Source organism: Curtobacterium sp. MWU13-2055 (genome assembly GCF_023242305.1).
Classification (GTDB): Bacteria; Actinomycetota; Actinomycetes; order Actinomycetales; family Microbacteriaceae; genus Curtobacterium.
In genome coordinates this window covers 555,246-575,346 of the sequence record NZ_JALLIO010000002.1, presented here as the reverse complement: position 1 = coordinate 575,346, position 20,101 = coordinate 555,246, and the positions used below count along the sequence as shown (strand labels likewise).

Here is a 20,101-nt window from a genome sequence, read left to right as displayed (position 1 = left end):
CGCAGCCTGGGAGGATGGGGCCATGACCGACGTCACCACCGTGCCCCCGCTCGTCGCCGCGATCCCGGCGGCGGTGGACGGCGTCGTCGACGCCGACGAGGTCTACGAGGCCTTCGCGGCCTGGGCCGAGGAAGGCGGCCGGCCGCTGTACCCGGCACAGGACGAAGCGGTCATCGAGCTCGTCTCCGGCGCGAACGTCGTGCTGAGCACCCCGACCGGCACCGGCAAGTCGCTCGTCGCGGCCGGCGCGCACTTCGCCGCGCTCGCCGAGGGCAAGCGGAGCTACTACACGGCACCGATCAAGGCGCTCGTCTCCGAGAAGTTCTTCCAGCTCGTCGAGCTGTTCGGCGCGCAGAACGTCGGCATGGTCACCGGCGACTCCAGCGTGAACGGCGACGCCCCCATCGTCTGCTGCACCGCCGAGATCCTGGCGAACCTCGCCCTGCGCGAAGGACCCGACACCGACGTCGACGTCGTGGTGATGGACGAGTTCCACTTCTACGGCGACCCCGACCGCGGCTGGGCCTGGCAGGTGCCGCTGCTCGTGCTCGAACGTGCGCAGTTCCTGCTGATGTCGGCCACCCTCGGGGACGTCACCACCATCGCCGACGACCTGTCCCGACGCACCGGCCGACCCACCGCCCGCGTGACCGGGGTCAGCCGACCGGTGCCGCTCGAGTACGAGTACGTGATGACGCCCGTGCAGGAGACCGTCGAACGGCTGCTGGAGGAGGGCAAGGCGCCGATCTACATCGTGCACTTCGCCCAGGCCGCGGCGCTCGAACGGGCGCAGTCGCTGATGTCGGCGAAGGTCGCTGATCGTGCGCGTCGAGACCGGATCGCGGAAGCGATCGCGGGCTTCCGTTTCAGCGCCGGCTTCGGACAGACCCTGTCCCGCCTGATCCGCGCCGGCATCGGCGTGCACCACGCCGGCATGCTCCCCAAGTACCGACGGCTCGTCGAGCAGCTTGCACAGCGCGGGCTGCTGCCCGTCATCTGCGGCACCGACACCCTGGGCGTCGGCATCAACGTGCCGATCCGCTCCGTGCTGTTCACCGGGCTGACGAAGTTCGACGGCACGAAGATGCGGCAGCTGTCCGCGCGCGAGTTCCACCAGATCGCCGGCCGTGCCGGACGTGCCGGGTACGACACCGAGGGTGACGTCGTCGCCGAGGCCCCCGAGCACGACATCGAGAACGCCCGTGCGGTCGCCAAGGCCGGGGACGACCAGAAGAAGAAGAGCAAGATCAAGCGGAAGAAGGCACCGGAGGGGTTCGTGTCCTGGGGGCAGGCATCGTTCGACCGGCTCATCGGCGCCGAACCGGAACCCATGGTGTCGCGCATGCGCATCACGCACTCGATGGTGCTGTCCGTGGTGGCCCGCGGCGGTTCGGCGTTCGACGAGGTGCGCTCGCTGGTGTTCGACAACCACGAACCGCGTGCCCGCCAGCTCGCGATGGCCCGGCGTGCGCTCGTCATCGCCCGGACCCTCATCAACGCGCAGGTCATCGAGCGGGTGCCGGGGCCTCCGGTCTCCTACCGGCTCACCGTCGACCTGCAGTCGAACTTCGCCCTCAACCAGCCCCTGTCCCCGTTCGCGCTCGCCGCGTTCGAGCTGCTCGATCCTGCTTCTCCCACCTACGCGCTGGACATGGTCTCGATCGTCGAGGCGACACTGGACGACCCGCGGGCGATCCTGTCGCAGCAGCAGTTCAAGGAGCGCGGCGAAGAGGTCGCCCGCATGAAGCGCGAGGGCATCGAGTACGAGGAGCGGATGGAGCTGCTGGAAGAGGTCACCTGGCCCAAGCCGCTCGACGAGCTGCTGACGGCGGCCTACGAGGCGTACTCGGCGGAGCAGCCCTGGGTTCTCGACTTCGCACTCTCGCCGAAGGCCGTCGTCCGCGACATGTACGAACGCGCGATGACCTTCGGCGACTTCGTGCGGTTCTACCAGCTCACCCGGTCCGAGGGGCTCGTGCTCCGGTACCTGTCCGACGCCTACCGGACCATGCGGCAGACCATCACCGAGGAACAGCGGAACCAGGAGCTCGACGACCTGATCGAGTGGCTCGGCGAGGTCGTCCGGCAGACCGACTCCTCGCTCGTCGACGAGTGGGAAGCGCTGCTCAACGGTGACGTGCTGCTCGCCCTCGCCGAAGAGCAGGAGATCGCGCCGCCGCAGCCGGCACGGCTCACCGGCAACGTGCGGGCCTTCACCGTGCTCGTGCGGAACGCACTGTTCCAGCGGGTGCTGCTCGCCGCGCGCGACGACGTCGACGGACTCGGGGCGCTCGACGCCGCGGCCGGGTTCGACGGCGACGCGTGGGACGCGGTGCTCGAGGAGTACTACGAGGAGCACGACACCATCGGCACCGATGCCGAGGCGCGGTCGATGTCCTACCTGGTCCTCGACCAGACGGGGGCGACGGGTGTGGGGGCGGGTGCTGGGGCGACGGGTGCGGGTGCGGCGGGCGTGGCGGGCGTGTGGCGCGCTCGGCAGATCTTCGCGGACCCGTCGGGCGACAAGGACTTCGGGTTCTCGGCGACGATCGACCTCGACGCCTCGGACGAAGCCGGTGAGGCCGTGGTCCGGGTCACCGAGATCGGTCGGTTCGACGGGTGGGCCGACGTGGACGTCGACTGATGCCGGCCGGTGCCGGTTCGTTCGTCGTGCGAGCGCTCGGTGCGGACGACGTCGATGCGCTGCAGGTGCTGCTCGAGACCGTGCCGGACTACGCCGAGCGGATCACCGGGTACCCGCCGGGGCCGTCCGACGGGCTGAGCGCACTCGTGTCGGTGCCGGACGGCTTCGACCCGGCGGGCAAGCACGGGATCGGGCTGTGGGACGGCGACTCGCTCGTGGCGTTCGCGGACGTGCTGCTCGGCTACCCGGCGCCGACCACGGCGTACATCGGACTGCTCGTCGTCCGTGGCGATCGGCAGGGTTCCGGCCTCGGCCGGGTCCTGCACGAGGCCGTCGTTTCCCTGGCAGCCGACGCCGGCGCCGACCGACTGCGACTGGGGATCGTGGCGACGAACGCGGTCGGTGCCGAGCCGTTCTGGCGGGCGCTCGGGTACGCGCCGACAGGGGAGCGGAAGCCGTACCGGTACGACGGGCTCGAGAGCACGGTGGCGCTCTGGGAGCGGGCGGTCTGATCCTCTTGGGTCAGGGGTGCGTTCAATGCTCCGGTAGGTATTCGTGCCGGAACTCAGCGACGGCCGATGCGATGTGTTCGTAGTCACGGTCCGAGCTCAGAACCGTCGCTCCGTTGCAGACGGCGTACGCGGCGATGTGGACGTCGACCGGCCCGGCTCCGCGAACGTGTCCGTTGCGCCACAGTGCGTTCTGGATACTCGTCACCGCCGTCACATCGGGATGGCTCGACGCTTCGAGGAAGGCCGCCATGTCGTCGCAATGGCCGTCGTGGTCGGAGCTGGACCGCGCCGAATGGCAGTACTCGAGCACCTGCGGAGGGCATGTCAGGATGAGGTCCTGAGTCGCGACCTCCCGCAGGCGCCGAGCGATCGCCGGGGAACGATGCGCTTTCCACCAGACCGAGTTGTCGACGATGTACGTCGCCATCAGGGGTGCAGTTCGTCCGCGGCCGTCGGGTCTGCGGCGAAGTCCCGGGCGATGATCCGCTCGACCGCCGCAGGCTGTCGTCGCACGGCGATGAGTGTCTCGAGCGCGCGCTGGACGACTTCTCTGTTCGAGCGTGCTCCGGTGAGCTGCTTCGCGTCCTCGAGAACGCGCTGATCGAGGTCGATCGTCGTCACTGCCATGAGCACCTCCGGTTTATATGGACCACTATATACGCTGGCTGGCCGGTCCCGAGCGACCGACGAGGCCCTTCGCCACCAGGCTCCGGGCCGCCGCCACGATCGCCTCGTGCGCATCACGAGGGGTCCAGCCGAGCACGGTGCGCGCTCGCTCGTTCGAGGTGCGCTTGGCGTAGCCGAGGTCGGGCACCATCGCACGGAACTGCGGCTGGGTCTCGGCTGCGGTCCGTACGACGTCGTCGGGCAGCGTCTGCGTCGGGACTGCCGGGGCGTCGTCACCGAGGTGGTCGCGCAGGGTGGCGGCGATCTCGGCCATCTCGAGCGCCGGGCCGTTCGACAAGAGGAACCGTTTGCCCGCTGCATCCGGGGCGGTCGTCGCGGTGACGTGCGCCGCGGCGACGTCACGCACGTCGACGATGGGGATGAACAGTCGCGGGGTCGCGGGCATCGCTCCGGAGAGCATGGACTGCAGGATGTGGTTCGCGCCCGACACCGCGTGCCCCATCGCCGGGCCCATCACCGCGACCGGCATCGTCGTGACGAGCTCCGGCGCACCGGGCTCGGACGTGACGAAGTCCCACGCGGCGCGTTCCGCGAGGGTCTTGCTCTTCCCGTAGGCGTCGACACCGGGCCCATCGAGCACCGTCCAGTCGGCCTCGGTGAACACGTGGTCGGAGTGCGGGTGGCCCCAGCTGACCGCGTGGAAGGCTGAGGTCAGCACGACGCGATCGACTCCGGCCGTGTGTGCGGCGCGCAGCACCCGCAGCGTCCCCTCCACCGCCGGACGGATCACGGAGTCCTCGTCCTCGACGTGGCCGGGCATCACCGGCGAGGCGACGTGGTGCACGACGTCGATGTCCGCGACCGCCTGAGCCCATCCGTCATCGGACGTCAGGTCGGCGGCGACGAACTCCAGCCGGTCGTCGGCGGTCAGGCCGGCTTCGGCGAGGACCGCACGGACCGCGGGTTCCCGGTCGAGGGACCGGATCGTGGTGCGGACGCGGTGCCCGGCGTCGAGCAACTGCAGGATCAGGTGGCCAGCGATGAAGCCGGAGCCGCCGGTGACCAGGACGTGTTCGGTGTTCTCCATGCGCCCAGCATCGTCTCGAGGTCGGATGCGGACCAGTGCCTCGGTGTTCCTGGGTCTCCGAGACCCAGGCTGACCGAGCTCGTCGGTCAGAAGAGCGTGGCCGGCGGGGTCGCCTCGGGCAGTGCGGACGGCTCGGTGACCTCGACGCCGGGCCAGCCCGGACCGTGCGGCACGTCGGTGTGGTTCTGGTAGGCGGTGGCCGCACCACGGGCGCGGACGTCGGCGGCCTCGTTCATCTCGTGGCCGACGTGCCCGCGGACCCACTCGAACGTGACCTTGCGGCCCTGCAGCTCGGCGTCGAGCTCCTTGATGATCTCGACGTTCATGACCGGCTTGCCGTCGGCCTTGCGCCAGTTCTTCCGCTTCCACCCGGCGAGCCACTCGGTGCAGGCCTTGATGGCGTACTGGCTGTCGCACAGGATGTGCAGCGGCTCGCCGGTGTCCTTCGTCGCGCGGAGCAGCTGCAGGACGGCCGTGAGTTCGCCGATGTTGTTCGTTGCCCGGGGCCAGCCACCGGCGGCCCAGCGGTCGTCGTCGACGTACCAGGCCCAGCCGGCGGGGCCGGGGTTGCCGAGGGCTGAGCCGTCTGCTGCGGCGACGATCGTCACGAGGGGACCTCCTGGTCGGGGCTGGTGCCCGTCGAGCGTAACGGACGGTCGGGTGCCGTCCGCGCCGAGGTCAGCGGCGCGCAGGGTCGAGGTTCAGCGTGCTGCCCTCGAGCAACCAGTCGTCGGCGCGGGTCTCCATGTACGGGTTGAGCCACTGCACCTCGGCCGGCGTGATGCCGAACCGCTGCGCGACCGTGGTCAGCTCGTCGCCGTGCGCCACCAGGTAGTCGGCCGGACGACCGTCAGCGTCCGTGACGATGCCGTACGCACCCGGTCGGTCCTTGCTCACGGTGACCCGCAGGTCCGGGTACGGGTTCGGGATCGTCCACGTGAGGTCAGCGGCGGCGAGCACTGATCCGACCCACGGGCGCTTCGACGGGTCTTCGTCCGGCACCGACGCGGGGACGAGGGCGACACTGCGCAAGTAGTCCGGTCGTGCACCGGCGTCGCTCATGACCACGGTCTTCGGCGGCCCGGAGGCGGCGGTCCACTCGGTCGTGTCCCGCGCCGAGGCGTCACCGCCATCGAGCGGGCTGGCGGTCCGGTGCCGGAACTGCAGGCTCATCTGCTGCGGGTTGGTCGTGCGGTAGCCGGACAGCTGCGCGGTGAACGTGCCCTGGTCGTTCGCAACGATGCGCACGTGGATGCTCGTGTCACCGCTCGGGGACGTGACGTCGGTCTCCGCCGCGACCGTGCCCGTGGGCAGGACCTGCTCGACCTCGTCCGCGTCGCCGCCGACCTGTTCGGTCGTGAGCGTCGGATCGGGAAGCGGCTCGTCGTTCCGCTCGGCTGCCTGCCTGGTCGGCTTCGGCAGGGTGTCGTCTCCGCCGAACGCCGTGCAGCCCGTCAGCAGCAGCCCCACCATCGCCGTACCGATGACCGCGCTCGCCGCGGTCCGCATCCGTGTCATCGTTCCCCCACGGCAGGGAGCGTACCGCCGGGGTCCGGCCCGATCGACCGCCGTGACCGAACTGGTACTCGGGGCACACGGACTACCGTCCGGGTCATGAGCGACAGCATCCCGGAGACGCCGGATCCCGACTCGATCGACACTCCGTACGGCCCGTCGAGCGAGCGGGAGACCGAGGCGTCGCAGACCGACCAGCGCAGCGACGCCGAACTCGAGGCAGACGGAATCGACACGTCCAAGATCACCGCCGCACCGGGAACGGGCGGCGCGGACGACGCCGGCGACGTGGAGCCTGCGCCGGGCGACCTGCACCTGCCGTGGCAGTCGGAGGAGGACCGCCGGGGCTAGCGGGACACCCGGTCCAGTTCGCGGACGAGTTCCTCGCCGTCGCGGACGTCCCAGAACGCGAACACCTGCGGTCCGAACAGCCCGTCGAGTCCGGTGTTCGCGTAGATCTTGGCGGTCGCTCCGCCGGTGAAGAACGCCGCCACTCCGCTCGGATTGCCGGTGTTCCACTCCACCGAACAGTGTCGTCGGCCCCCGGTCCAGGTGATGGTGCGATCGGTGCGCCCCACGGGCACCTCGCGAGTGGTGTTCGGCGTGATGATCAGCGCGCGGCGGTCGGTGACGGCGTACACGGTCGTGCGCTTGCGGTGGGCCTTCACGATGAAGCGCCCGAACACGAGGTGCAGGCCGACCAGCGACAAGACGATCGGGATGATCGCGCCCACGCCGAGGTACCCGTTCCGCACGACGTCGAGGACTGCGAACAGGATGAAGCCGGTCCAGAACAGCGAGAACGGGATGAGGAAGCCGTCCCGCCCCGTGAAGAGCTTCGCCGGGTCGCTCGTGCCGGCCCAGTACAGGTGCTCATCGGGTCCGAGGTGCTCACGGGCGGTCTGCTGAGGATCGTTCACCCCGAAGAACCTACGCCGTCACACACGCTCCGCGTCACGACGGCGCTACCGTCACGAGGGCCTTACCGTCACGACACCGAGTCGGGGTGCGAGCCCGTCCGCTGCCCGGACTCGAGCGTGGCGATCGCCGCGAGCTCGTCGTCGCTGAGCACGAAGCCGTCGACGTCGAGGTTCGACCGGATCCGCGACGGCGTCACCGACTTGGGCAGCACCACGACCCCCTGCTGCACGTTCCACCGGACGAGGACCTGCGCGACGCTCACCCCGTGGGCGTCCGCGATGCCGGTGAGGACCGGTTCGTCGATCAGCCGACCGCGACCGAGTGGTGACCATGCTCCGGTGACGATGTCGTGCTGCCTGTGGAACTCCATGAGCTCGCGCTGCGGGAGCCACGGGTGCCGCTCGATCTGGTTGAGCGCCGGGACCTCGCCCGTCTCGTCGACGAGCCGCTGCAGGTGCGGCACCTGGAAGTTCGAGACCCCGATGCTCCGCGCCCGGCCGGAGTCACGCAGTTCGACGAGCGCGCGCCAGGTGTCGACGTACCGGTCGTTCGCCGCGACCGGCCAGTGGATCAGGTAGAGGTCGACCGCGTCGAGCCCCAGCCGCTCGAGGCTGCCGTCGAACGCACGCAGGGTCGCGTCGCGCCCCTGGTGGTCGTTCCACACCTTGGTCGTCACGAAGACGTCGTCACGGTCGAGCCCGGAGGCCCGGATCGCCTTCCCGACGCCGGTCTCGTTGCCGTACATCTCGGCCGTGTCGACGTGCCGGTAGCCGGCGTCGAGCGCGAGACCGACCGCCGTCTCGGCCTCGGTGTCGTCGACCTTGTAGACGCCGAACCCGATCGCGGGGATCGCGGCACCGTCACGCAGGGGAAGTGAACTGACCATGCACCCATCCTGCCGGTGCGTGGCGGGCGCGCGCCGGGCCTCCCGGCCATCTGTGGAGAACGCGACCCGTCCGCCGGACGCACGTTCCTTCCCACATCGGCCGCGATGGCAAATGCAATCGGGCGTACCTGGTCAGAACTTCCGACCAGGTACGCCCGATTCGACCAGGTACACCGAAAGCCCGCGCCGCACGCGCCGCTCAGGTCGGCAGGACCACCGGCTCGGTGTCGGGGATGGGGCTGGCGTCACGGCCGCGCAGGTCGGGCAGCCAGCGCTTCGCCCCGAGCGCGACGACGACGCCCACCCCGGCCATGACCGCACCGACCGTGAAGCCGCCCACCGGGCCACTGCTGTCGATCAGGAAGCCGGCGACCGCGGAACCACCCGCGGCACCGATGAGCTGGCCGGTGCCCATCCAGCCGTAGGCCTCGGCCGTGTCGGAGAACTTGACGGTGGCGGAGACCGAACCGAACATCACCGCGAGTGCCGGCGCGATGCCGATGCCCGCGATCACGAGGGCGATGCAGAGCCACCAGAAGTTCGTGCCGCCCAAGGCGAGCGCGAGACCGACGAAGACGATCGCCATGCGCGTCCACAGGGTGTTGGGGGAGATCGGACGGTGGCCGAAGGCCAGGCCGCCGAACAGGGACCCGACCGCGAAGACGGCCAGGACGATGCCGGCGTTCGGGCTGCCCTCGCCGAAGACGCTGGTGACGCTGGCCTCGACCGCGGCGCACGCCCCGATGAGCAGCAGACCGGTCAGGGTGGCGACGACGACCGACGGTCGCTTCAACACCACGCCGAACGCGCGCTTCGAGCGGGGGATGCGGACGCGACCGAGCTCGGGGGAGGCGATGAACCAGATGCCGCCGACCACCAGGAAGACCATGGCGACGACGATCGCCTCGACCGTGCCGACCTGGGTCGCGACGAAGGTGGTGATGACCGGGCCGGCGACCCAGATCAGTTCTTGGGCGCTGGCGTCGAGCGAGAACAAGGGGGTGAGCTGCGACGAGGTCACCATCTTGGGGTAGATGGTGCGGACCGCCGGCTGCACGGGCGGGACCGCGAGGCCGCCGAGGAACCCGACCACCACGTAGCCCCAGAGCGGCATGAGCACGAAGCCGATGACCCCCATGCTCACGAGCGCGACGATGCTCGTCAGGATGAGGACGGGGCGCATGCCCCAGCTGCCCATCCAACGGCTGGTGAGCGGGCCCGCGAGTGCCTGCCCGACACTCGTCGTCGCGAGCACCAGGCCGGCGGCGCCGTAGGAGTGGAAGACGTGCTCGACGTGCAGCAGGTACGCCAGCGAGAGCATCCCGAACGGGAAGCGCGCGGTGAGCTGTGCAGCGATGACACGACCCACGCCGGGGGTCTTCAGGAGGGGGCCGTACGTGCTCACGAGACGAGTGTACGGACCGGACGGATCGGGGTGTCACCCGTCCGGGGGAGGTGTGGAGGAGGTCCTCGTCGACACCGTTCTCAGACACGCCGACGAGAGGTGTCGAGAACTTCCGTCCACAGCTTGTGGAGGACTGTCGGTGGTCGGTGCGAGAGTGGCGGAAAACCGGGCCTCCGGGAATCCACAGTCTGTGGATCGGGTTGTGGAAACTACAGGCGTGTAACACTTTCTCTTGTGGTCGACGGGTCCGCCGGGCACAACATGTAGTAGCGTCGTCCTCAGCACCGCACACGAACTTCGGACCTGGAATCAGGCCCAGAAACCAGGGGAGAACATGGCCGTCACCGTCTACACCAAGCCGTCCTGCGTCCAGTGCACAGCGACGTACCGGGCCCTCGACAACAAGGGCATCGAGTACGAAGTGCACGACGTCTCCACCGACGAGGCAGCCCTCGAACACGTCAAGAGCCTGGGCTACATGCAGGCCCCCGTCGTCGTCACGGACGACGACCACTGGTCGGGCTTCCGCCCCGACAAGATCGCGACGCTCAGCGCCGAACTGGCGTAGTCGCCTCCCGTCCTGTGGACGGTCACCCCGGACCCGCTCAGGAGGCCCGGATCGCCGCCCACAGGACACCCCCGGTCCGTCTGTCCGCACCTTCCACCGAGGAGCGCGCCATGAGCCGATTGGTCTACTTCTCGAGCGTGTCCGGGTACACCGCGCGCTTCGTCGAGAAGCTCGGCCGCGACGCGGACCGGATCCCGCTCTACCCGAGCGAACCCTTCCTCCACGTGGACGAGCCCTACGTCCTGTTCCTGCCCACCTACGGTGGCGGCAACGGCGATGGTGCGGTCCCCAAGCAGGTCATCAAGTTCCTCAACGACGCGCACAACCGCTCGCTCATCCGCGGTGTGGTCGTCGGCGGCAACACGAACTTCGGCGAGGCCTACGGCCTGGCCGGGGACGTCATCGCGCGGAAGTGCAACGTCCCCCTTCTCTACCGGTTTGAACTCTTCGGGACCCCTGACGACGTGTCGGCGGTCAACTCAGGATTGGATGCATTTTGGACGCAGCAGTTGCAGACGTCGATCTGACGTCGCCGCAGACGGGGATGGACTACCACTCCCTCAACGCGATGCTCAACCTCTACGACGCGGACGGGAACATCCAGTTCGACAAGGATCGTGAGGCCGCCAAGCAGTTCTTCCTGCAGCACGTCAACCAGAACACCGTCTTCTTCCACAACCTGAAGGAGCGGCTCGACTACCTGGTCGAGAACGAGTACTACGAAAAAGCGACGATCGACATGTACTCGCTGGACTTCATCCAGCGACTCAACGATCTGGCGTACTCGAAGAAGTTCCGGTTCCAGACGTTCCTCGGCGCGTTCAAGTACTACACGAGCTACACGCTCAAGACGTTCGACGGCAAGCGCTACCTGGAGCGCTTCGAGGACCGCGTCGTCATGACCGCCCTCGGCCTGGCCCAGGGCAACGAGCAGCTCGCCATCGACCTGGTCGAGGAGATCGTCGCCGGCCGCTTCCAGCCCGCCACCCCGACGTTCCTCAACACGGCGAAGGCCCAGCGCGGCGAACTCGTCTCCTGCTTCCTGCTGCGCATCGAAGACAACATGGAGTCGATCTCGCGCGGGATCAACTCGTCGCTGCAGCTCTCGAAGCGCGGCGGCGGCGTGGCCCTGCTGCTCTCCAACATCCGTGAGGCCGGTGCCCCGATCAAGCAGATCGAGAACCAGTCCTCGGGCATCATCCCCGTGATGAAGCTGCTGGAAGACTCCTTCTCCTACGCGAACCAGCTCGGTGCTCGTCAGGGTGCCGGCGCGGTCTACCTCAGCGCCCACCACCCGGACATCATGAAGTTCCTCGACACCAAGCGCGAGAACGCCGACGAGAAGATCCGCATCAAGACGCTGTCCCTCGGCGTCGTCGTGCCGGACATCACGTTCGAGCTCGCGAAGAACAACGAGGACATGTACCTGTTCTCGCCGTACGACGTCGAGAAGGTCTACGGCGTCCCCTTCGGCGACGTCCCGATCTCCGAGAACTACCGTGCGATGGTCGACGACTCGCGCATCAAGAAGACGAAGATCAAGGCGCGTGACTTCTTCACGACCATCGCCGAGATCCAGTTCGAGTCGGGCTACCCGTACATCGTGTTCGAGGACACGGTGAACAAGGCCAACCCGATCAAGGGTCGGATCAACATGTCCAACCTGTGCTCGGAGATCCTGCAGGTCAACACCCCGACGACCTTCAACGAGGACCTGTCCTACAAGGAGATCGGCAAGGACATCTCCTGCAACCTCGGGTCGCTGAACATCGCGCTGACGATGGACTCGCCGGACTTCGGCAAGACCATCGAGACCGCGATCCGTGGCCTGACGTCCGTGTCGCAGATGTCGCACATCGCCTCGGTGCGTTCCGTCGAGGACGGCAACGACAAGTCGCACGCCATCGGCCTCGGCCAGATGAACCTGCACGGCTACCTTGCTCGTGAGCGCGTCTACTACGGCTCCGAAGAGGGCATCGACTTCACGAACATCTACTTCTACACGGTGCTGTTCCACGCCCTGCGCGCCTCGAACAACATCGCCATCGAGACCGGCGAGACCTTCGACGGGTTCCGCGACTCGAAGTACGCGTCGGGTGAGTTCTTCGACAAGTACACCGACCAGGCGTGGACCCCCGCGACCGCTCGTGTCGCCTCGCTGTTCGACAACGCGAACATCACGATCCCGACGCAGGATGACTGGAAGGCGCTGAAGGCGTCCGTCCAGGAGCACGGCATCTACAACCAGAACCTGCAGGCCGTCCCGCCGACCGGTTCGATCTCGTACATCAACCACTCGACGTCGTCGATCCACCCGATCGCGTCGAAGATCGAGATCCGCAAGGAAGGCAAGCTCGGCCGCGTCTACTACCCGGCGCCGTTCATGACGAACGACAACCTGGACTACTACCAGGACGCGTACGAGATCGGTGCCGAGAAGATCATCGACACGTACGCCGCGGCGACGCAGCACGTGGACCAGGGCCTGTCCCTGACGCTGTTCTTCAAGGACACCGCCACCACGCGTGACATCAACAAGGCCCAGATCTACGCATGGCGCAAGGGCATCAAGACGATCTACTACATCCGTCTGCGCCAGCTCGCCCTCGAGGGCACCGAGGTCGAGGGCTGCGTCAGCTGCATGCTGTAGAGCTGCTGCTCTCTTCCTGGAGGCGCGGGGCGGGCCCCGCCCCGCGCCTCCAGTCCGTCATCAGATCACCATCTCGAATCCGGAAGACAATCCCATGACCCTCACCGACCCGGTCCACGCCACGGGCAAGTCCATCCCGCTGATCAGTTCGGTCAGTGCCATCAACTGGAACCGCATCCAGGACGACAAGGACGTCGAGGTCTGGAACCGGCTGGTCAACAACTTCTGGCTCCCCGAGAAGGTGCCGCTGTCGAACGACGTGCAGTCGTGGAACACGCTGACGCCGGCAGAGCAGCAGCTCACCATGCGGGTCTTCACCGGCCTGACGCTGCTCGACACCATCCAGGGCACCGTCGGCGCGATCAGCCTGATCCCCGACGCCATCACCCCGCACGAAGAAGCCGTCTACACGAACATCGCGTTCATGGAATCGGTGCACGCGAAGAGCTACTCGTCGATCTTCTCGACCCTGGCGTCGACGCCCGAGATCGACGACGCCTTCCGCTGGTCCACCGAGAACGTGAACCTGCAGAAGAAGGCCCAGATCGTCCTCGACTACTACACCGGTGACGACCCCCTGAAGCGCAAGGTCGCCTCGACGCTGCTCGAGTCGTTCCTGTTCTACTCCGGCTTCTACCTGCCGATGTACTGGTCGTCCCGCGCCAAGCTCACCAACACCGCCGACCTGATCCGCCTGATCATCCGCGACGAAGCCGTCCACGGGTACTACATCGGGTACAAGTTCCAGAAGGGCCTCGAAGGCGCTTCCGAAGAGCGCAAGCAGGAGATCAAGGACTACACGTTCAACCTGCTCTTCGAGCTGTACGAGAACGAGGTGCAGTACACGCAGGACCTCTACGACCAGGTCGGGCTGACCGAGGACGTCAAGAAGTTCCTGCACTACAACGCCAACAAGGCGCTGATGAACCTGGGCTACGAGCCGATGTTCCCCAAGGAGACGACGGACGTGAACCCGGCGATCCTGTCGGCCCTGTCGCCGAACGCGGACGAGAACCACGACTTCTTCTCGGGGTCCGGGTCGTCGTACGTCATCGGCAAGGCGGAGAAGACCGAGGACGAGGACTGGGACTTCTGACCCTGGTCTGACTCGTGGGGACGCCCTGCTGGCTTCTGATCCGCACCGGGCTATCTGCGCTCCGCCACGGTGGTTTCTGATCTTCGCACTGTGGTTGTTGCGTAGTCACCGTTGTTATTGCGCTGTATCTCCAGGAGCGGCGTCCTGCGGTCGGGACGATGTTTCGGGTCCTGGGCCCAATCGATTTGGTTCATGCGGAGCAGGGTGCCGGATGAGTCGAACGAGTCCATTGACTCCGGCGGAGCTTGTGCCTGCGCCGTGGCCTGAGGTGGAGGGTTCGGATCCGTTGGGGGAGGCGCGACCTATCGGTCACCCGAGGAACGCATGATCGGTCGGCCCCGATAACCGATCCGTCACCGGGGCACGTTCTGGGCGGCACCACTTCCCCGTAACCGTCGTGCGTTCGCGCGCAGCGCTCGGTGTCCCTTGACGGCTGCTCGGCCGTACTGTCGAAGGGCGAGGACAGAAACGAAACAGCCTCTGCGCCTCACGGCGGGAACAGCTCAGTCAGGAGGGAGCGAGCCCGCCGGCGGGCAGCAACCATCGTGGCCCCGGGCTCCGGCCGTCGGAGGTTGCCGTGCCCGTCGGCGTTAGTGTGGACTACCTTACTGGCCCCGAACGCGGCACCGTTTCCGGCGTCTCTGAGGCTGAGCTGCGCGTCGCTGTCGCAGGCGCTGCAGATCGATGACACCGATCTGGAACACAACGCGTGCCCTCAGCTTCGACGGAAGAGCCGTATCCACCACGCCGCAGTGCGCCGGTCGGCACGCTTCGTCCTGGGCTTGATCGTCGAACCGAAGGGTGGGAGCCATTCCACGCTGTTTTGCGTGACGTAGTAATGGGATCGGCAGGGAAAGTTCCCGTTGCCTACCGAGGGGTGGAGCGACGCTGTCCCGTCGTAGGTTAGTGACCAGCCGGGCCGACCCAGCGGTGTAACCACTTCAACGCCGCAGCCACACGCGCAGAGATGTATCGCTGTTGAGTACCCCAGGCTGATGTAGAGGACTCCTGTGTCGAGTGATTCCGGGATCTCGTCTACGGGCTGTGGCCGTAGCCGTTGCATACGGGTCATTCGGAGCTCTCCATCGGCCCAGTGTTCAAGATGCGGTTTGAGTCGAGCGCGAACGTGGAGGAATCGTGGTTGTCCAGGTCGATATAGAACCCGAGGGTACGTTTGAACTGGATCACCGCGAGGGCGGCGTTGAAAGCGTTGAGTTCTGCGATCTGGATGTTCGTTCCGTATTGACCGGCGTCGTCGTTGCCCGTGGTGCTGATGTTGGCACGGGCGCGTTCACGGCTGCCAGGACGGTCCGTGCTTAGGGTGGTGCGAACCAGGCCGGTTAGTGCCTTCTCGTCCGTCTGCTCGATGCCCATACCGACGTCGATAAACGGGATCTGCTGCTCCTCGAGGTGGTCGAGGATCGGCGTCTTCGCGGCGCTGTCGTCGATGGCGATGAATACAAACGCCATGTTGTTCAGTTCCGTTAGCGTCTCGGAGGTCATTGGCGCGGGATGCGTGACGATGCCGCGATGCATCCGGCTGTACTGCTCGGCGAGGTACCCCACCTTCGTCGGCCGCTCGTGCAGTTGCTCGACGCTGGCCGCGCCCGGTGAACGGAACGCGTTGTGCTGCAGGAAAGCGTCACCGTCCCACAGGTGGATGGAACGGATCGGGGTCTTAGCGAGGAAGTCGAGGATGTACCCGCCAGTTCCACCCAGGCCGATGATGGCGACGGCGTCGAGGCGGAGGGTGTTGGTAGCGGCTTCGACGCCTGCTCGGGAGGTAGCGGTGTTGCGGAACTGGAAGATGTCCTCGGGTTCCCCCACGACGGGCCTGAACGTGCGGGCAGTCGCTGTGGGGTCGATGGCTTGCGCGTGCCCGCCGAGGATGGCGATGTAGGCGGTGAACAGTTCGTAGTAGTCGGGATAGCCGTCGGGGGTCGGTTTGCTCGAGAACTGCCACCAACGCTCAGGCGCGTCGAGAATCTGACGATCCACCGAGCCGATCACTACGGCGGTCAGGGGTCGACCAGTGGCATCGCAGGGCTCCTCCCCGGCGAACAAGCCCACATGTGAGGCGGGCTTGATCGCCATATCTCCGGCGGCGGTGAGATCTGCGGCGAGGGTTCCGAACCGCACCTCCTTGTCCTTGGTCACGTACGGGACGTGGCCAACCACGACGCACCCTCCGACGACGCGGACCTCGTAGCCGTCGTTCTCGAGCTGCTGCAGGTCGGGGCTACGATCGAGTAGTTCGCGTGACATTGAGCCGAGTCCCTTCCTTGATGGTGACCGATCCGCCCGGCGCGAGGATGCCTTCAGGTCGCTCGTGTGCGGCGTGCGTGAACGTCACCGTGAAGGTGACAGCCTCGTCTTGGGTGTCATCCGGGAATGCAAGTTCGACGACGTCCTCGAACCGCATGCGGGAGGTCGTCACGGTCCGCTTCCGACCGTTGACGAAGATGTGCAGCTGCACTGCTCGGCTGAAGAACCGCACCCCGTCGGTGACGTGGAGGTACGAACCGGGGCGGAGGGGTTCGTCCATCTTGTCGGCGAGGTCGATCCAGATCCGCACTTCCCGTCCGAGAGGCGGTGTCGGCAGGGACCGGATTTCCGCTTCGCTCATGGACCCGGTCGTCACCGTGTAGGGCGCGCTGTCGAGGAACACGGTGCGTGCCTTGTCCGTGTAGAACCGCATCTGTGCGGTCAGGCGGAGTTCGTCATCCAAGCCGACGAGTCGGTCGGATCCGTCCGCGACGTCGATCCACACGTGCGCTGCAGGAGGCGTCGATGCTGCGGCTGCGAGATCGTGACCGGTGACCTGCATCGGCAGCTCGACCGGTTCGCCGTCGAGGTGCACGATGACCGTGCGCTGGCGACCTTGAGTACTCATGTGGTGCTCCTTCCGAGCTGGCTCGAGCGCGCTCGAACCTGTTAGGCTTTACCCGTTCGGTAAAGCTCCCGTCTCATCAGCGTAGCACGGAACGGCTTTACCTATGAGGTAAAGATGAAACTGGCTTGGTCGGATGAGCGACTCCGCGAACGGTGTGTGACCGGCGCGGTGCTCGACGATGCGCGAACGGAGGCCGAGCGCGCCGCAATCAGTACCTTGGTCGGCCTCGTCGTGCACTCGGCAACCCTCGGCGCACTCCGGAGATTTCAGGTGGTGCGGGCGTCCTTGACGCCGGAGGAGCTGCACCTGTCGGCGCGCGAAGCGAACATGCGCGCCCAATTACTGAGCCACGACGGGGAGATCGTCGTACCCTCAAGCAACGCCACTCCCGCCGCCTTCGATCAGGCGGCCGCGCTCCTCGTACACGACCTGACCATCAACGGCCGCTCCCTCCATCGAGCGGCGAAGTGACCGGACGCAGATGACGATTTACACTCCGCTCGACACCGAACTGACTTGGGCGCCCTCGCCGGGGCAGACGCTGCAGCTCGAACTAGAAGACCGCGGCGTCACGCAGGCGGATCTTGCAGCGCGCACGAACCTCAGTACGAAGCATGTGAACCTCGTGATCAAGGGACACGCACCGCTCTCTCCCGAGATGGCAGTCGCATTAGAAGGGGTGCTCGGCGGGCCTGCGGAGACTTGGCTTCGGCTGGAAGCGGCGTACCGCGCGAGAGCTGCGCGCAACGACTGGCTCGCTCAACTTGCCGACTACGCCCCATGGCTGAGGAACTTCCCGCGAAGGGCGCTAGTCGACTACAACGTCGTCGAGCCCTCGGATTCCGACCTGACCAAGGTCGAAAAAGTGCTCCGGTTCTTCCAGGTTGCGTCACCGGAAGCATTCGAGAAGGCGTGGCTGCGGCCACAAGCGTCGTACCGTCGGAGCCAGATTTTTGAGATCGACTCCTACGCCACCGCGCTGTGGTTGCGGCTGACCGAACGGGCAGCCGAGCGTCTAAACGTTGCGGCTTCATACGATCCGGGGATGCTCCGCGAAGTGGCGGGTGAGATCCCCGGCCTCACGCGCGTGCCGATTCGAGATGGGTTCGTGCGGGCTCAAGCGCTGCTGCGGCGGACGGGGGTGGCGCTTGTATTCGTGGAGGAGGTCGGAGATACCCGTATCTCGGGAGCCACACGTTTTGTCGCCGGCCGACCGATCATCGCTCTGACCGGGAGATACAAGAGGTTCGACAGCTTTTGGTTCACCCTGCTTCACGAAATCGGACACCTTGTTCTGCATCCGAGACGAGCGACGTTCCTCGAAGTCGGTCGAGCTTCCGCGCAAGATGACGAGGACGCGATGGAGACGGCAGCCGACAGCTTTGCCGCGGAAGCTATCGTCCCGCGTAAGCGCCGAAAGGAGCTGCTCGCGGCTACCACCGAAGCTGCAATGCGATCGCTGGCGGACGACCTAGGGGTATCAGTCGGCATGGTCGCCGGCCAGCGCGGAGCGCTGACCAATACCTGGAACGGAGCGATCGGCCGCCTCCGCGAGCGAGGGGACCTCGACCAGCTCCTACGACCAGTCTCAGATTCAGTCGACTAATCGCGTCTCGGTCGGCGGCGAAGGTCGCGCTTGAGAGCCTCAGTTCCTCATCGAGGCGGCGCGCAGTGAGCGTCTTCGTCGGTGACCGCTCGTACTTGCCAATTCTGCACGTCCTCGAATCCCGAACGCCGTGGCTGAGCGGCCGCTCGGACATCGGAGATGGTCGCCGTGAGGCGTGGCAGACCTACTCCGCTGACTCTACTTGCGATCCGTTCCGCGGGTCGTCGTCGTTCTGATCGCCGGGTGCCGCGGCAGCGTGAGCGCCTGCCGGGGGCATGCACGATGCAGACCTGCGCCGTTCGCACATGCGCGAGCTCGACCCCGCTGCAGCTCCATGTTGGGACGCCGCGTCGGTTCGGCGTCGACGATTCGTGCTCGCCGGGTAGCTGGGGTGGTTGGAGATATCGGGGTCGTCGCAACCATCCACTGGTGCTGCTCCTCGCAACGGGCGTGACCGTGATCGCGCGCCGATGGACGCTAGTCAACATCACCCTTTGTAGTACAACCGACGCTCGGTCTCCCACTGCTCTGATGTGCTTGGCGGTGCCGGGGCAGCGGGCAACACGGACGGCCACCAGAACGCGACCGGCCGTCGGGGAGCATCCAATTCCTCAGACCAACGTCGAAGCGGTGTTGCGTGACGGAACGTCTGACCGTCGCTCGTGCGGATAGTCCGTACCCGCATCGGCGGCTTGATGTCTGGGACGTACAGCCGGGCAGCGAGCCGGTTGCCGGGAAGCGACACGACGTGGCGGTGGGCGTTCCCAATCAGTGCTCGGTTGAGCTCGAGAGTGTCCCATCGGCTGAGCGGACGGGACTTATCAACGGCTGGCATGTCACGGCGGAACAGCGCAAGTACGTGGTGCGGCCCCAGCGGCATGGCGATGATGGGCGCTGCATGCCAACCGGAATGCGGTGAGTCCAGATCTCCGTGATTTTCAGCGAGCAACGTCACCGGCTCGTCCGTTGTGAGCAGCGGCGTCTCCGTACAAAACGTCACGGGAGTTCGCTCGGCGAGGGTACGAACGAGCGCATTCGCAGCATGCATCGACGCATACATGTCCAATTCAGGGCTGAACGCCGCCGACCACGGATCTTCAACCGACCGCTGAAAGTAGGCCCCCAACGCCGAAACTTGCTCTAGGGTCGCCGCCGCGCCGTTGCGTTCGAGGTGAGCGGCGATCGCGCCAGGCCTATCCAGCTCCCACAACTGGTAATAGCCAGCACCAAGCATCCATCGCCCCTGCAGCCGGTAGTTGCGGGACCGCGTCACTTGCACGGCAATGAACTGCAGGAACTGGCCCTGCTCTTCGGGTGGCAACGCTTCCAGACCGTCCGCGCAAACGGCGGGCAGCAGCGGCGCAGCGGCGCCCTCAACAGCGGACAGCCACGATTCCCAGGCGACAGGGGAACCACCGCCGACCATGCCTTCGTGGATGCGGTAGTAGTCCGTTTCAATCAGCGCCTGCTCCGGTCGTACCGTGAACGTATGGCGACGCTTCTGAAGGTCCGTAACTTGCACACGACCAGCGACCGTCCACTGGTCTAGGTAGAAGCGGGGCACCAGATGATGCCGTCGTGGCTCCTGCCTGGCCGCGGTCATCGACGCCGCGTTGTTCAGAACGGTCTGCAACTGTGCCCGCTGCTGTTGCTTGATCCTCTTCATCCGGCGTTTCACAGACCCGAACTTA

At 66.6% G+C, this 20,101-nt stretch carries 21 protein-coding genes; 9 read left to right on the top strand and 12 right to left on the bottom strand.

Annotation, left to right across the window (positions count from 1 at the left end):
* Positions 1-22 precede the first annotated feature (22 nt).
* Together M4960_RS07510 and M4960_RS07505 are read left to right on the top strand one after the other, a co-directional pair.
* Positions 23-2,644, top strand: coding sequence for an RNA helicase (locus M4960_RS07510; protein ID WP_248703912.1), 2,622 nt, complete (start codon positions 23-25; stop codon positions 2,642-2,644).
* Complete coding sequence (locus M4960_RS07505; protein WP_248703911.1) at positions 2,644-3,156, top strand: GNAT family N-acetyltransferase; 513 nt, start codon at positions 2,644-2,646, stop codon at positions 3,154-3,156. Before M4960_RS07510 ends, M4960_RS07505 begins: the two co-directional genes overlap by 1 nt.
* Positions 3,157-3,178: 22 nt before the next feature.
* Here M4960_RS07505 and M4960_RS07500 read toward each other — a convergent pair whose 3' ends face one another.
* The 5 genes from M4960_RS07500 to M4960_RS07480 all read right to left on the bottom strand — a co-directional run bounded on the left by M4960_RS07500 (position 3,179) and on the right by M4960_RS07480 (position 6,379).
* On the bottom strand, positions 3,179-3,583 hold the full coding sequence (locus M4960_RS07500; protein ID WP_131847165.1) for a PIN domain-containing protein: 405 nt from the start codon (positions 3,581-3,583) through the stop codon (positions 3,179-3,181).
* Positions 3,583-3,783 carry a type II toxin-antitoxin system VapB family antitoxin gene (locus M4960_RS07495; RefSeq protein ID WP_123314341.1) on the bottom strand — a complete coding sequence of 67 codons (201 nt, stop codon included), beginning with the start codon at positions 3,781-3,783 and terminating at the stop codon, positions 3,583-3,585. Before M4960_RS07495 ends, M4960_RS07500 begins: the two co-directional genes overlap by 1 nt.
* Before the next feature lie 25 nt (positions 3,784-3,808).
* A complete protein-coding gene (locus tag M4960_RS07490; protein ID WP_248703910.1) occupies positions 3,809-4,870 on the bottom strand; it encodes an NAD-dependent epimerase/dehydratase family protein in 1,062 nt (353 codons plus the stop codon).
* Positions 4,871-4,956: 86 nt separating this feature from the next.
* Positions 4,957-5,478, bottom strand: coding sequence for a ribonuclease H (locus M4960_RS07485; protein ID WP_111086567.1), 522 nt, complete (start codon positions 5,476-5,478; stop codon positions 4,957-4,959).
* Between the two features lie 70 nt (positions 5,479-5,548).
* Complete coding sequence (locus tag M4960_RS07480; protein ID WP_248703909.1) at positions 5,549-6,379, bottom strand: hypothetical protein; 831 nt, start codon at positions 6,377-6,379, stop codon at positions 5,549-5,551.
* Between the two features lie 105 nt (positions 6,380-6,484).
* Between M4960_RS07480 and M4960_RS07475 the strand changes: the two genes are divergently transcribed.
* Complete coding sequence (locus M4960_RS07475; protein ID WP_248703908.1) at positions 6,485-6,736, top strand: hypothetical protein; 252 nt, start codon at positions 6,485-6,487, stop codon at positions 6,734-6,736.
* Here M4960_RS07475 and M4960_RS07470 read toward each other — a convergent pair.
* The 3 genes from M4960_RS07470 to M4960_RS07460 all read right to left on the bottom strand — a co-directional run bounded on the left by M4960_RS07470 (position 6,733) and on the right by M4960_RS07460 (position 9,597).
* Positions 6,733-7,305 (bottom strand): hypothetical protein, encoded by a 573-nt coding sequence (locus M4960_RS07470; protein WP_248703907.1) that lies wholly within the window; start codon positions 7,303-7,305, stop codon positions 6,733-6,735. The two genes, M4960_RS07475 and M4960_RS07470, sit on opposite strands and share 4 nt — an antisense overlap.
* A 68-nt stretch (positions 7,306-7,373) precedes the next feature.
* On the bottom strand, positions 7,374-8,192 hold the full coding sequence (locus M4960_RS07465; RefSeq protein WP_248703906.1) for an aldo/keto reductase: 819 nt from the start codon (positions 8,190-8,192) through the stop codon (positions 7,374-7,376).
* 199 nt (positions 8,193-8,391) lie between these two features.
* Positions 8,392-9,597, bottom strand: coding sequence for an MFS transporter (locus M4960_RS07460; RefSeq protein ID WP_123673613.1), 1,206 nt, complete (start codon positions 9,595-9,597; stop codon positions 8,392-8,394).
* 334 nt (positions 9,598-9,931) lie between these two features.
* Here M4960_RS07460 and nrdH point away from each other — a divergent pair, with 334 nt between their 5' ends.
* The 4 genes from nrdH (at position 9,932) to nrdF (ending at position 13,911) form a co-directional block, all read left to right on the top strand.
* Positions 9,932-10,165, top strand: a complete 234-nt coding sequence (nrdH, locus tag M4960_RS07455) for a glutaredoxin-like protein NrdH (RefSeq protein WP_017886897.1) — start codon at positions 9,932-9,934, stop codon at positions 10,163-10,165.
* A 110-nt stretch (positions 10,166-10,275) separates the two neighbouring features.
* Positions 10,276-10,692: a class Ib ribonucleoside-diphosphate reductase assembly flavoprotein NrdI gene (nrdI, locus tag M4960_RS07450; protein WP_111086561.1), complete on the top strand. Its 417-nt coding sequence runs from the start codon at positions 10,276-10,278 to the stop codon at positions 10,690-10,692.
* Between the two features lie 17 nt (positions 10,693-10,709).
* Positions 10,710-12,815 (top strand): class 1b ribonucleoside-diphosphate reductase subunit alpha, encoded by a 2,106-nt coding sequence (gene nrdE / locus M4960_RS07445; protein WP_123294953.1) that lies wholly within the window; start codon positions 10,710-10,712, stop codon positions 12,813-12,815.
* 94 nt (positions 12,816-12,909) lie between these two features.
* Complete coding sequence (nrdF, locus tag M4960_RS07440; protein WP_111086559.1) at positions 12,910-13,911, top strand: class 1b ribonucleoside-diphosphate reductase subunit beta; 1,002 nt, start codon at positions 12,910-12,912, stop codon at positions 13,909-13,911.
* Positions 13,912-14,626: 715 nt separating this feature from the next.
* Here nrdF and M4960_RS19875 read toward each other — a convergent pair.
* The 3 genes from M4960_RS19875 to M4960_RS07430 are packed head-to-tail and all read right to left on the bottom strand — an operon-like array spanning position 14,627 to position 16,804.
* Complete coding sequence (locus M4960_RS19875; protein WP_374202917.1) at positions 14,627-14,974, bottom strand: DUF6527 family protein; 348 nt, start codon at positions 14,972-14,974, stop codon at positions 14,627-14,629.
* Between the two features lie 5 nt (positions 14,975-14,979).
* Positions 14,980-16,176, bottom strand: a complete 1,197-nt coding sequence (locus tag M4960_RS07435) for a ThiF family adenylyltransferase (protein WP_248703905.1) — start codon at positions 16,174-16,176, stop codon at positions 14,980-14,982.
* Positions 16,151-16,804: a multiubiquitin domain-containing protein gene (locus M4960_RS07430; protein ID WP_248703904.1), complete on the bottom strand. Its 654-nt coding sequence runs from the start codon at positions 16,802-16,804 to the stop codon at positions 16,151-16,153. The genes M4960_RS07435 and M4960_RS07430 overlap by 26 nt, the downstream gene beginning before the upstream one ends.
* A 114-nt stretch (positions 16,805-16,918) precedes the next feature.
* On the opposite strand from M4960_RS07430, the gene M4960_RS07425 reads away from it, so the two are divergent.
* Both M4960_RS07425 and M4960_RS07420 read left to right on the top strand, forming a co-directional pair.
* Positions 16,919-17,275 (top strand): hypothetical protein, encoded by a 357-nt coding sequence (locus M4960_RS07425; protein WP_248703903.1) that lies wholly within the window; start codon positions 16,919-16,921, stop codon positions 17,273-17,275.
* 10 nt (positions 17,276-17,285) lie between these two features.
* Complete coding sequence (locus M4960_RS07420; protein ID WP_248703902.1) at positions 17,286-18,410, top strand: ImmA/IrrE family metallo-endopeptidase; 1,125 nt, start codon at positions 17,286-17,288, stop codon at positions 18,408-18,410.
* Positions 18,411-18,897: 487 nt separating this feature from the next.
* On the opposite strand, the gene M4960_RS07415 is transcribed toward M4960_RS07420, so the two are convergent.
* A complete protein-coding gene (locus M4960_RS07415; protein ID WP_248703901.1) occupies positions 18,898-20,076 on the bottom strand; it encodes a DUF4238 domain-containing protein in 1,179 nt (392 codons plus the stop codon).
* Between the last annotated feature and the right edge of the window lie 25 nt (positions 20,077-20,101).

Excerpts from the sequence above, each read along its gene's own strand:
- M4960_RS07510 (WP_248703912.1), top strand. The coding sequence starts at position 23 with ATGACCGACGTCACCACCGTGCCCCCGCTCGTCGCCGCGATCCCGGCG.
- M4960_RS07505 (WP_248703911.1), top strand. The coding sequence starts at position 2,644 with ATGCCGGCCGGTGCCGGTTCGTTCGTCGTGCGAGCGCTCGGTGCGGAC.
- M4960_RS07500 (WP_131847165.1), bottom strand. The coding sequence starts at position 3,583 with ATGGCGACGTACATCGTCGACAACTCGGTCTGGTGGAAAGCGCATCGT.
- M4960_RS07495 (WP_123314341.1), bottom strand. The coding sequence starts at position 3,783 with ATGGCAGTGACGACGATCGACCTCGATCAGCGCGTTCTCGAGGACGCG.
- M4960_RS07490 (WP_248703910.1), bottom strand. The coding sequence starts at position 4,870 with ATGGAGAACACCGAACACGTCCTGGTCACCGGCGGCTCCGGCTTCATC.
- M4960_RS07480 (WP_248703909.1), bottom strand. The coding sequence starts at position 6,379 with ATGCGGACCGCGGCGAGCGCGGTCATCGGTACGGCGATGGTGGGGCTG.
- M4960_RS07475 (WP_248703908.1), top strand. The coding sequence starts at position 6,485 with ATGAGCGACAGCATCCCGGAGACGCCGGATCCCGACTCGATCGACACT.
- M4960_RS07465 (WP_248703906.1), bottom strand. The coding sequence starts at position 8,192 with ATGGTCAGTTCACTTCCCCTGCGTGACGGTGCCGCGATCCCCGCGATC.
- nrdH (WP_017886897.1), top strand. The coding sequence starts at position 9,932 with ATGGCCGTCACCGTCTACACCAAGCCGTCCTGCGTCCAGTGCACAGCG.
- nrdI (WP_111086561.1), top strand. The coding sequence starts at position 10,276 with ATGAGCCGATTGGTCTACTTCTCGAGCGTGTCCGGGTACACCGCGCGC.
- nrdE (WP_123294953.1), top strand. The coding sequence starts at position 10,710 with ATGGACTACCACTCCCTCAACGCGATGCTCAACCTCTACGACGCGGAC.
- nrdF (WP_111086559.1), top strand. The coding sequence starts at position 12,910 with ATGACCCTCACCGACCCGGTCCACGCCACGGGCAAGTCCATCCCGCTG.
- M4960_RS19875 (WP_374202917.1), bottom strand. The coding sequence starts at position 14,974 with ATGCAACGGCTACGGCCACAGCCCGTAGACGAGATCCCGGAATCACTC.
- M4960_RS07435 (WP_248703905.1), bottom strand. The coding sequence starts at position 16,176 with ATGTCACGCGAACTACTCGATCGTAGCCCCGACCTGCAGCAGCTCGAG.
- M4960_RS07430 (WP_248703904.1), bottom strand. The coding sequence starts at position 16,804 with ATGAGTACTCAAGGTCGCCAGCGCACGGTCATCGTGCACCTCGACGGC.
- M4960_RS07425 (WP_248703903.1), top strand. The coding sequence starts at position 16,919 with ATGAAACTGGCTTGGTCGGATGAGCGACTCCGCGAACGGTGTGTGACC.
- M4960_RS07420 (WP_248703902.1), top strand. The coding sequence starts at position 17,286 with ATGACGATTTACACTCCGCTCGACACCGAACTGACTTGGGCGCCCTCG.
- M4960_RS07415 (WP_248703901.1), bottom strand. The coding sequence starts at position 20,076 with ATGAAGAGGATCAAGCAACAGCAGCGGGCACAGTTGCAGACCGTTCTG.